This is a genomic window from Modestobacter sp. VKM Ac-2983 (assembly GCF_026967885.1).
Classification (GTDB): Bacteria; Actinomycetota; Actinomycetes; order Mycobacteriales; family Geodermatophilaceae; genus Modestobacter.
The window spans coordinates 833,897-844,855 of record NZ_JAPVBK010000001.1 but is presented as its reverse complement, the minus strand read 5'-3'; the positions used below and the strand labels follow the sequence as shown (position 1 = coordinate 844,855).

Genomic DNA, 10,959 nt, shown 5'->3' with positions numbered 1-10,959 from the left:
TCCTCAGGCCCGCACGCGGCGGTTGCTCGGGTCGAAGGCATCCCGGACTCCGTCGCCGATCAGGTTGATCGACAGCACGATGACCAGCAGGGTGATGCCGGGGTAGTAGAAGAGCCAGGGCCGGGTGCTCGCGGCCTGCACCCCGTCGGACACCAGGCGCCCCAGCGAGGTCTGGTTGGCGCCGTTGACGCCGAAGCCCAGGTAGGTGAGCGCGGCCTCGAGGGTGATAGCGGTGGCGGCGGCCAGCGTCGTCCAGACGATCAGCGACCCCAGCGCGTTGGGGATCAGGTGCTTGAAGATGATCCGCCCGTTGGAGGCGCCCATCGCGTGCGCGGCCTCGACGTACTCCTTCTCCCGCAGGGAGAGGAACTGGCTGCGCATGATCCGGGCGAGGTCCAGCCAGCCGAACAGCCCCAGGATGATGCCCACGCCCAGCGGGGTGCGGGAACCCGGGAAGTTGCTGGCCACGACGATCAGCACGACGAGCAGCGGCACGGTGAGGATCAGGTCGACCAGCCGCATCAGGACGCTGTCGACCCAGCTGCCGAAGTAGCCGGCCAGCGCCCCGACCAGCAGGCCGAGCGGGAACGCGATCGCGACGAAGAGCAGCACGATGAACAGCGAGCGCTGGACCCCGGTCATGATCCCGGCCATCAGGTCGCGGCCGATCGCGTCGCTGCCCATCAGGTAGCCCGCGGTGCCCGGGGGGACCGACTGGAAGGCGCTGTCCTGGTCGGCGTAGTCGACGCCGGTGACCAGCGGGCCCAGGAACCCGAACGCCAGCAGCAGCAGGAAGATGACCGCCCCGGCCATCCCCACCTTGTTGCGCAGGAACCGGCCGAGGATCTGCTGGCGCTGGCTGCGCGCCTTGACGGTGAACTCACGCTCGACCCTGCCGCCCTCGGGCGTGCCGGGGGTCGCGGGGATGACGGGTCCGGTGGTGCTCTGGGTGGTGGCCATGGGCTCGTTCCTTCTCGCGATGCCGGGTCAGGACAGCCGGATGCGCGGGTCGAGCACCGCGTACAGGATGTCGGCGACCAGGTTGAAGACGACGATGAACACGGCGCTGACCAGCAGCCAGCCCAGGACCACGTTGATGTCCTCCTGGTCGATGCCGTTGCTCAGCAGGTACTCGCCCATGCCGTGCCAGACGAAGACCGTCTCGGTGATGACCGCCCCGCCGAACAGCGTGCCCACGCCCAGCGCGACCACCGTGGTGAGCGGGATCAGCGCGTTGCGCAGGCCGTGCTTGAGCACGGTGCGGCGGTAGGTGAGCCCCTTGGCCCGGGCCAGGCGCATGTAGTCCGACCCCAGCACGTCCAGCATGGCGGCGCGCTGGAAACGGCTCCACGCGGCGAAGGACAGCGCAGCCAGGCTGATCGTGGGCAGCACCAGGTGCCCGAGCCGGTCGGACCAGAGTTCCCAGCCGGGGCGACGTACTCCTTGAGCAGCGCGGCGAACCAGAAGGTCGGCAGGGCGATGAGGATGTAGGCGATGAACGTGAAGGTGTAGTCCGACGCCTTGTACTGCCGGACGGCACCGATGACGCCCACGATGATCGCCAGCAGGATGGCGATCACCACCGCGCCGATGATCATCCGCCCGGTCACCAGCATCCGGGGGAGGAGCTGGTCGACGACCGGCGTGCCGTTCACGGTCTCCCCGAAGTCGCCGGTGACCACCCCGGAGAGCCAGCGCCAGTACCGGACGAAGAAGTTGTCGTTCAGGCCCAGCGTCTCTCGGAGGTTGTTGAAGAACGACTCCGGCGGCCGGGGGTTCTGCGTGTAGTACCTCTCCAGCGGGTCGAAGCTCGCCGCACAGAGCGCGAACACCAGGAACGAGCTGACCAGCAACACGAGGACCGACGCGAGCAGACGCCGGATCGTGAAGAAGAACATGTGGTGACCTTACGCCGAGAGCGGAAGCCGTCCGGTCGAACGACCAGATCAGCGTGCCTTCGCCGGACCCCGGCAGGTCGTGCTGGGTCCGGACGCACCGCGACCCCCGGGAACGGTCTCCCCGGGGGCCGCGGCTGCCGGTGACCGGCGCCGCCGAGAGCGGCGCCGGTCACCGGTGGTGCGGTCGTGCTAGCCGTGCTGGGTGGAGCTCTGCGTCACTCGACGGTCCAGTTCTCCGAGTTCCAGAGCGGACCGGCCTCGGTCGGGTTGTCCTGCACACCCTCGATGTTCGCCTGGTGCGCCACGAAGGTCGGCTTCTGGTAGAGCGGGATGGTGGCCATCTGCTCCCAGAGCAGGCCGTCGATCTGGTTGCCCAGCTCGGCCTGCCGCTCACGGTCCGGCTCGGTGGCCAGCTCGGCGAAGAGCGCGTCGATCTCAGGGTTGCCGATCCGGCTGTAGTTCTGCTGGATGTTGTCACCCTGCGGCGACTGGTAGATCGACTGCGAGGAGGTGATGAACGGGTTGCCCACCCAGGCGAAGAGCGCTGCCTGGAAGCCGCCACCCTCCAGCGAGGTCGGCGACTCGGCACCGGCGAAGATGTCCGGGTTGGTGTTCAGCGACGCGTTGATCCCGGCCTCGGCCAGCTGCGGGATCATCACCTCGATCGTGGTCGCCCGCAGCGGGTTGTTCTCCGTGGTGTCGATCTGGATGTTCAGCGGGCCACGCTCGGGGTGGGTGTAGAACCCGTCCGGACCGGCGGTGTAGCCGGCCTGCTCCAGCAGCGCGCGGGCCTCCTCGACGTTCTGGGTCTTGACCTGCTCCGGCGCGGTGTCCTCGTACTCCGGCTGGGTGTTCAGCCAGATCCGGTTGTTCAGCACCTGCGCGTCGGAGGAGAACTGCCCGACGGTCTGGTCCACGATCTCCTGGCGGTCCAGGGCGTACGCGAGGGCCTGGCGCACCAGCGGGTCCGCGAGGTGCGGGTCCTGGGTGTTGAGGTCGAGGTGCTCGAAGGTGAGACCGAAGTTGATCTCGCTCTCGACGTTCGGCTCCAGGGCCTGGACCTGCTCGACGAGGTCGAGCTGCGGCTGCGGGTAGATGACGCCGAGCTCGCCGCTCTGCAGACCCTGGACGGCGACCGTCGGGTCGTTGCCGATGTTCTGGATGATCAGCTGCTCGAGCTGCGGCCCGTCGCCCCACCACTCGGGGTTGGGCTCGAGCACGATGACCTGCGCGCCGACGTCGATGTTCGACACCTGCCACGGGCCACCGGAGATGCCCTCCGGCAGACCCTCCGAGATCGGCCAGCCCTCGGTGATCGTCTCGCAGACCGCGGCCGGGTCGTCGGCGTCCATCAGGTGGGCCGGCAGCAGGTTCTCGAAGTTGCCCTGCCAGTCGGCGAAGGGCGTCTCGTAGGTCACGACGACGGTCTTCTCGTCCTCGCCGGGCTCGACCGAGGCGATCTGCTCGTAGCCGGTGGTCGACAGCACCGCAGCGCAGCCGCCGTCGGCCGGGTCACCGCTGCGGTTGGCCCGCCAGGTGAACTCGAAGTCGTCCGCGGTGATCGGGGTGCCGTCGCTCCACACCGCGTCCGGGTTGATCTCGTAGGTGTTCACCTGCTGGCCGTCGACCTCCTCGAGGGTCGGCTCGCCGGTGAAGAGGTCCTCGTTGAACTCGACGGTGAAGTCGGGCTGGACCTGGTAGGCCGAGGGCAGCACCTTGATCAGGACGTTGGCCACCGAGGTGGCGTTGCCGGCGGCGATGTTCGGGTACAGGTTCTCCGGGAAGTCGGTCGACTCACCGAAGACGACGCGACCCGAGCCACCGCTGGCCTCGCCGCCTTCGCTGTCCTCGCTGCCACCGCCGCACGCGGAGAGCGCCATCGCGCCGGTGAGCCCGGTAGCGATGAGCATGGAAGTGCGCTTGCTCAACTTCACGTTCGCTTGCCTCCTCGACCCGCGAGTGCGGGGGGACGATCAGGTCTGACCGACCGGGATCGCCGGGCGGACTGGGCTCCTACATGAACACGCGCTGTCATCCAGCTGTCGGATCGCTTTCAGACGGGCGCAACGGCCAGACCCTAGGCAGAGCCGGAGAAGGCCGTCCACGGCCGTCATCATTTTGTGACCTGTGCAAACGACCACCGTGAGCAGCCTGGAACTTCCTGGCAATACGGGGTCCTCGACCGAAGACTTTCCGGCGGTGTGGCGCAGGCCCCGGACGACGTGATCATGGCGCCGTCCTGCTGTGCTCACGCAGCGTGTGCGCCCTCCGGGCGCGGTCCCGGTCGGCGGGCACCGACGGCCTCCGCTCCCCGGCCGGGGATCAGCGGCGGGACAGGAGCGCGCGCACGGCGGGGAGCAGCGGGCGGTCGGCGGGGATCCAGGCCAGCTCCTCCAGCTCGTCCGAGCCCAGCCAGCGCAGCTCACTGTGCTCGTGGGCGACCAGCTCACCCGCGGTGATCCGCCCCCACCAGACGCGCAGGGTCGAGGCGCCGGGCACGCCGCCGGCGACCACGCCGTCCAGCGGCACCTCCCCGAGGAACGACCGGGGCGAGATCCCGACGCCGAGCTCCTCCCGGCACTCCCGGATGAGCGCGGACAACTCGGGCTCCCCCGGTTCGACCTTCCCGCCGGGGAACTCCCACAACCCGGCCAGCGACCCCGAACCCCGCTGGGCGACCAGCACCCGCTGCCGGTCGTCGACCAACGCGGCCCCGACCACCTGGGTCACTCCCTGCGCCCGCTGCGCGGCCGCGGCCGCGTACGCGTCCAGGTGGGCCTGCATCGACCGGACGGCGCGGCGCCGCAGCACCGCCCGGTCGGCCAGGGCGCCCAGCCAGCCCGGCAGAGCCGCCTCCGCGTCGACCTGATCGGTCACCAGCGTGCCGGCCTCGGTGGCGGTGAAGGAACGGGTGTGGACCAGGGTCCGCCAGCCGCTGCCGGAGGCCGCCACCTGGACGTCGCGCCAGGGCCGCTCGGAGACGACCTCCTGCAGCGGGGCCGGCCACGGCCGGCCCAGGGACCGGGCGACGTCGAAGGCGACGGTCAGAGGGGCCTCCACCAAGGTGGTGAACCGCAGCTGGAACACGGGGAGCAGCGTCCCAGACACGGCAGGATGCTCGACGTGCGCATCTCCGCCCGGGTCGACTACGCCGTCCGCGCTGCCGTGGAACTGGCCGCCGTGGCGCCCGGCTCGCTCACCTCCGAGCGGATCGCCCAGGCGCAGGGGATCCCGGCCCGGTTCCTGCAGGCCATCCTCGGCGACCTGCAGCACGCCCGGCTGGTGACCAGCCAGCGCGGCCGGGAGGGTGGCTACCGGCTGGCGATGCCACCGTCGGAGATCTCCATCGCCCGGGTCATGCGGGTCGAGCAGGGGTTCCTCGCCGAGGTGCACGGGCAGCGCCCCGAGGACGTCGAGTACCCGGGCGCGGCCGAGCCGCTCGCCTCGGTGTGGGTGGCGGCCCGGGAGGCCTACCGCCGGGTGCTGGAGAACGTGACCCTGGCCGACGTCGTCGACGGCACGATGCCGCCGTCGGTCGCCGAGATGATCGAGCTGGAGAGCGCCTGGCGCTCCTTCGGCGTCCCGGCCGCGGAGTGACCCGTTGCCGCCGCTCCGCTCCACGAGTCGGCCGGGTGTGGCACGATCGAACCGTGACGGACTGCGGCGCCCTCCTCGTGGAGCGCCTGCACGTCGACCTGGCGCGGGTCTCCAGCGCCGCGTGTCGCGCCGCGCGCTGACCACGGCCCCGCTCCCCCGCAGCCTCCCTGCTGCACCCACACCCGGCCGCGTCGCGCACGCTCCCGTGCCGGCGCAGAGGAGAACGACTGACGTGTCGACCCCCACCCGCAGCAGCAACCGCCCCGTCCGCGGACAGGGGCAGTGGGCGCTGGGCTACCGCGAGCCGCTGAACCCGAACGAGCGGATGAAGAAGGACTCCGACGGCCTGGACGTGCGCCAGCGGATCCTGGACATCTACGCGCACACCGGCTTCGACGGCATCGACCCCGGCGACCTGCGCGGGCGGATGCGCTGGATGGGCCTGTACACCCAGCGGGCGCAGGGCATCCCCGGCGGCAAGACCGCCGTGCTGGAGGCCGAGGAGCTCGAGGACTCGTACTTCATGATGCGGGCCCGCATCGACGGCGGGGCGCTGACCAGTCAGTCGCTCCGGGTCCTCGGCGGGATCAGCACCGAGTTCGGCCGGGACGTCGCCGACGTCACCGACCGCCAGAACGTCCAGTACCACTGGATCCGGATCGAGGACGTGCCGGAGATCTGGCGGCGGCTCGAGTCGGTCGGCCTGAGCACGATGGAGGCCTGCGGCGACGTGCCGCGCGTGATGCTGAACTGCCCGATGGCGGGCATCCTCGAGGACGAGGTGATCGACGCCTCCGAGGTGCTGGCCGAGACGGTCGCGAAGTACCTCGGCGACCCGCAGTTCAGCAACCTGCCGCGCAAGTGGAAGACGTCGATGTCCGGCTGCGTCGACCACTGCACCGAGCCCGAGATCGACGACGTCTCCTTCGTCGGCGTGGTCAACGAGGCGGGCGAGGCCGGCTACGACCTGTGGGTCGGCGGCGGTCTGTCGACCAACCCGATGTTCGCCAAGCGGATCGGCGTCTTCGTCCGCCCCGACCAGGTCACCGACGTCTGGGCGGCGTGCACCTCGATCTTCCGGGACTACGGCTACCGCCGGTCCCGCAACCACGCCCGGATCAAGTTCCTGATGGCCGACTGGGGCCCGGAGAAGTTCCGTCAGGTGCTGCAGGACGAGTACCTGCAGGCCGAGCTGCCCGACGGCCCGGCCCCGGCCCCCGCGAAGCACGACCAGCGCGACCACGTCGGCGTCAGCAAGCAGAAGGACGGCACCAACGCGCTGGGCTTCGCGCTGCGCACCGGCCGGATCAGCGGCACGCTGCTCACCCGGATCGCCGACCTGGCCGAGGAGTACGGCACCCAGGGCGGGCGGATCCGGACCACGACGCAGCAGAAGCTGGTCATCCTCGACGTCCCCGACGAGCGGGTCGAGGACCTGGTGGACGCGCTGGCCGAGCACGACCTGCTGGTGCGCCCGAGCGCGTTCCGCCGCGGCACCATGGCCTGCACCGGGCTGGAGTTCTGCAAGCTCGCGATCGTCGAGACCAAGCAGCACGCCCAGGAGCTCTACGCCGAGCTGGAGCGCCGGCTGCCCGAGTTCGACGAGCCGATCGGGATCAACGTCAACGGCTGCCCGAACAGCTGCGCCCGGTTCCAGACCGCCGACATCGGCTTCAAGGGCATGATCGTCCGCAACGCCGCGGGCGAGAGCGTGGAGGGCTTCCAGGTGCACCTGGGCGGCCACCTCGGCGTCGACGCCTCGTTCGGCCGCAAGTTCCGCGGTCACAAGATCACCAAGGAGGAGACCGCGGACTACTGCGAGCGGGTGCTCCGCGGCTACCTGGACCGCCGCGAGCCCGGCGAGCGGTTCGCCGCCTACGTGGCGCGGGCCGACGACGAGTGGCTGGTGTGACAGACAGCACGTCCGGAAGGACGCGGCAGCTGCCACCGTTCCACTGTCCGTACTGCGGCGAAGAGGACCTGACCCCGCACGGTGACGATGCGACCGGCTGGCACTGCGGTGCCTGCCTGCGGACCTTCACCCTGCGGCTTACCGGAACGGGGGTGCGGAACCCATGACGATCGCCATCACGACGCCGACGCCGGAGCTCGCGGCCGAGGCCGATGCGCGCTTCGAGGGCATCACCGACCCCGTCGAGCAGGCGCTGGCCGTGCTCACCTGGGCCGGGGAGACGTTCGGCGAGTCCTTCGCCATCACCTCCTCGATGGCCGACGGGTTGCTGGCGCACCTTGCCAGCCGCGCCGTCCCCGGGGTGAACGTCGTCTTCCTGGACACCGGGTACCACTTCGCCGAGACGATCGGCACCCGCGACTGGATCACCAGCGTCCTGCCGATCACGCTGCACAACGTCCAGCCGCTGCGCACCGTCGCCGAGCAGGACGCCGAGCACGGGCCGAAGCTCTTCGAGCGCGACCCCGACCTCTGCTGCTCGATGCGCAAGGTGCAGCCGCTGGCGCAGGCGCTGGCCGGGTTCACCGCCTGGGGCTCGGGCGTCCGCCGCGACGAGTCGGCCACCCGGACCGGCACGAGGGTCGTCGACTGGGACGCCAAGCGCGGCATGGTGAAGGTCAACCCGCTCGCCGCCTGGTCGCAGGACGACGTGGACGCCTACATCGCCGAGCACCAGGTGCCGGTGAACCCGCTGTCGGAGATCGGCTACGCCTCGATCGGCTGCGCGCCCTGCACCCGCCCGGTCGCCCCGGGCGAGGACCCGCGCGCCGGCCGCTGGGCCGGCAAGAACAAGGTCGAGTGCGGCCTGCACACCTGAGCTGATCGGCACCAGGATGAGCGGATGCCCCGCCCGCCGCGCCTCTCCCCCGCCGATGTCGACGCCGCGCTGAGCGGCCTGCCGCTGTGGAGCGGCGGCCCGGACGGCATGGAACGCACCCTGCAGCTGCCCACCTTCCGCGCGGCGGTCGAGGCGATCAGCGTGGTCGCCGACGTCGCCGAGCAGCTGGACCACCACCCGGACGTGGACCTGCGCTGGACGACGGTGCGGCTGGCCGTCGTCACCCACTCGGCCGGTGGGCTGACCGAACTCGATCTCGAGCTCGCCCGCCGGGTGGACGTCCTCTTCCCCGGCTGAGCCCGGGCCCCGGCCGCGGAGCGCGGCCGGGACCCGGCCCTCCCCCGCTCAGCTGCCGATCCGGCCGCCGTCGGGTCGGAAGACGACCGCCACGCTGGGGCGCGGGTAGGGCCGCTCGGCCAGCTGGTCCGGCCAGGTGCTCGACGGCGACTCACGCGTCGACCCGGCGGTCTCCCCAGGGTGCTGCACCGAGACGAACACCGAGCGGGAGTCGGGGGTGATCAGCGGCCCGCTGCACTCGGCACCGATCGGCACCGTGAGGAACGCCTTGAGGTGACCGCGCTCCGGTCCGGCCGTCGGCACGGCGAAGAGCCCGTCGTTGGTCCCGGCGTAGGTGCCGACCTCCCGGTTCCGGGTGGAGAGCACGTTCCCGTCGGTGGAGATCCACAGGTTGCCGGACAGGTCGAACTCCAGGTTGTCCGGGCAGGACAGCGCGCTGACCTGGCTCTTGTCGTAGCCGGCGAAGTACGTCCCGGGGGTCTCCGGGTCACCGGCCACGATGAACACCCGCCAGTAGAAGTCGTCCCCGGCGATCCCGTCGGTCTCCAACCACTCCAGCACGTGCCCGTTGCGGTTGCCGGCCCGCTCCTCGTAGGTCCCGTCCTCGACGTCGAAGGCGAAGGACCGGGACACCGGGTTGGGCTCGTCGGCGACCTCGCGCCGCGAGTTGTTGGTCAGGGCCGCGTAGACCCGGCCGTTGACCGGGTTCACCTGGATGTCCTCGGGCCGGTCCATCCGGGTGGGCAGCTGGGACGGGTCGAGGACCACCGGGGCCGCCGGGTCGGGGAAGTCGCCGTTGGCGTCCAGCTCCTTGCCCAGCCGGTCAGCGGCCAGCCGGGTGAACGTGAGCACCCAGGGCACCGACTTGCCCGGGACCATCGACTGCCCGTCCTTCACCAGCGGGATCCACTGGCCGGTGCCGTCGAACTCGCCGTCGGCCGGCACGGTCGCCAGGCCGTCGATCTGCTCCGGCGGCGAGTCGCCGGTGAAGCGCGCGACGTAGAGGTCGCCCTCCTCCAGCAGGGTCATGTTGTGCGCCCGCGACGCGCGGTCGATGCCGGGCTGGTAACGCGCCTTGGACACGAACTTGTAGATGTAGTCGAACCGCTCGTCGTCACCGGAGTACGCCACGACCCGGCCGTCCTCGGCGATCTGGACGTTGGCGCCCTCGTGCTTGAACCGACCGAGGGCGGTGCGCTTCTTCGGGGTGGACGTGGGGTCGTACGGGTCGAGCTCCACGACGTAGCCGAAGCGGTTCGGCTCGTTGGGCTCCCGGGTGAGGTCGAAGCGAGGGTCGATCTCGTCCCACCGGCGGCCGGGGAGCTCCTCGGCGGAGATGCCGTAGCGGGACAACCGGGGCTCCCGTGGGTCCTCCGTGATGACCGTCGACGTCCCGAAGTACTGGTTGAAGTTCTCCTCACCGTGCAGGGTGGTGCCCCACGGGGTCACGCCGCCGGCACAGTTGTTCAGCGTGCCGAGCACGTGCCGGCCCGCCGGGTCGGCGCTGGTCTGCACGTACTCCGAGCCGGCCACCGGCCCGGTGAGCTCCAGGGTGGTCATCGCGGTGACCCGGCGGTTGCGCTTCCCCCGCCGGTCGGGCAGCCAGTTGCCCGAGCTCCCGTCCCGGGCCAGCTCGACCACCGAGATGCCGTGCGCCATCATCGCGATGCGCTTCTGCATCTCGGTGGTGGGCGCCTCCTCGTCGGCCACGCCGGCGAACATCAGCTGCTCGTCGGTGTACTCGTGGTTGACGACCAGCAGCGCCCGCCGCCCCTTGCGGTCCAGCGGCAGCAGGCCGATGTAGTCGCAGTTGTAGCCGAACTGCATGGCCTGGGCCTCCGGCGTCTGGGCGTCGACGTCGAACTCCGGGGCGTCCGGGAGCACCGGGTCGCCCCAGCGCATCACCACGCCGTAGGTGTAGCCGGTGGCGGTGACCAGTTCGTCGAGGAGGTTCTGCTCGACCGGCTCGAAGGTGAGCGGCGCGTTGGGCGCCGGCCGCCAGTTCAGCAGGTCTGCCTCATCCGCCCGCGCGGGGGCCGCCTGCAGCGGGCCGGCCGCCACGACCAGGGCCCCTGCCCCAGCGGCCTTCAGCATGGTCCGCCGGCTGAACGCACCCTCGACGACCGCGCCGATGGTCGGGTTGTCCGTCTTGTTCGGCACGGGGGCGTCGCACGCGTTGCCGCACTTGTAGTAGCACGTCGTGTGGCTGCGGCTGCCATGCCGAACCGAGTTCAGGAGCGGCAGCAGGAGACGACGGCGGGCAGGGACGATGTCCGTCATGGCAGGGGTCCTCTGGTCGGGTGGACGGTCCGACCCGGACGCTAGGAAGGGCTGCCCACCCAGCCGGTGAACGGCAG

At 70.9% G+C, this 10,959-nt stretch carries 10 protein-coding genes and 1 pseudogene; 5 read left to right on the top strand and 6 right to left on the bottom strand.

What is annotated here, in order from left to right; all coding sequences use genetic code 11:
- Positions 1-3: 3 nt before the first annotated feature.
- The 5 genes and pseudogenes from O2W18_RS03965 to O2W18_RS03945 form a co-directional block, all read right to left on the bottom strand.
- Complete coding sequence (locus O2W18_RS03965) at positions 4-960, bottom strand: ABC transporter permease (protein WP_269186263.1); 957 nt, start codon at positions 958-960, stop codon at positions 4-6.
- A gap of 27 nt (positions 961-987) precedes the next feature.
- On the bottom strand, positions 988-1,392 hold the full coding sequence (locus O2W18_RS03960; protein WP_269186262.1) for an ABC transporter permease: 405 nt from the start codon (positions 1,390-1,392) through the stop codon (positions 988-990).
- 335 nt (positions 1,393-1,727) lie between these two features.
- Positions 1,728-1,898, bottom strand: a pseudogene (locus O2W18_RS03955) (ABC transporter permease); the annotation flags it as partial.
- 215 nt (positions 1,899-2,113) lie between these two features.
- Positions 2,114-3,808, bottom strand: a complete 1,695-nt coding sequence (locus O2W18_RS03950; protein WP_269186261.1) for an ABC transporter family substrate-binding protein — start codon at positions 3,806-3,808, stop codon at positions 2,114-2,116.
- 412 nt (positions 3,809-4,220) lie between these two features.
- Positions 4,221-5,006, bottom strand: a complete 786-nt coding sequence (locus O2W18_RS03945) for an NUDIX domain-containing protein (RefSeq protein WP_269186260.1) — start codon at positions 5,004-5,006, stop codon at positions 4,221-4,223.
- A gap of 15 nt (positions 5,007-5,021) precedes the next feature.
- Between O2W18_RS03945 and O2W18_RS03940 the strand changes: the two genes are divergently transcribed.
- The 5 genes from O2W18_RS03940 to O2W18_RS03925 all read left to right on the top strand — a co-directional run bounded on the left by O2W18_RS03940 (position 5,022) and on the right by O2W18_RS03925 (position 8,602).
- Positions 5,022-5,495: an RrF2 family transcriptional regulator gene (locus tag O2W18_RS03940; RefSeq protein WP_269186259.1), complete on the top strand. Its 474-nt coding sequence runs from the start codon at positions 5,022-5,024 to the stop codon at positions 5,493-5,495.
- On the top strand, positions 5,492-5,635 hold the full coding sequence (locus O2W18_RS21680; RefSeq protein WP_442929120.1) for a putative leader peptide: 144 nt from the start codon (positions 5,492-5,494) through the stop codon (positions 5,633-5,635). Before O2W18_RS03940 ends, O2W18_RS21680 begins: the two co-directional genes overlap by 4 nt.
- Positions 5,636-5,727: 92 nt before the next feature.
- Entirely contained in the window at positions 5,728-7,407 is a 1,680-nt protein-coding gene (locus tag O2W18_RS03935; protein WP_269186258.1) for a nitrite/sulfite reductase, read from the top strand.
- Between the two features lie 163 nt (positions 7,408-7,570).
- The gene (locus O2W18_RS03930) at positions 7,571-8,284 is read left to right on the top strand and encodes a phosphoadenylyl-sulfate reductase (protein ID WP_269186257.1); all 714 of its coding nucleotides are present in this window, start codon (positions 7,571-7,573) and stop codon (positions 8,282-8,284) included.
- Between the two features lie 24 nt (positions 8,285-8,308).
- Positions 8,309-8,602: a 4a-hydroxytetrahydrobiopterin dehydratase gene (locus O2W18_RS03925; protein ID WP_269186256.1), complete on the top strand. Its 294-nt coding sequence runs from the start codon at positions 8,309-8,311 to the stop codon at positions 8,600-8,602.
- A 48-nt stretch (positions 8,603-8,650) separates the two neighbouring features.
- On the opposite strand, the gene O2W18_RS03920 is transcribed toward O2W18_RS03925, so the two are convergent.
- Positions 8,651-10,882 carry a PhoX family protein gene (locus tag O2W18_RS03920; protein ID WP_269186255.1) on the bottom strand — a complete coding sequence of 744 codons (2,232 nt, stop codon included), beginning with the start codon at positions 10,880-10,882 and terminating at the stop codon, positions 8,651-8,653.
- Positions 10,883-10,959: the final 77 nt, after the last annotated feature.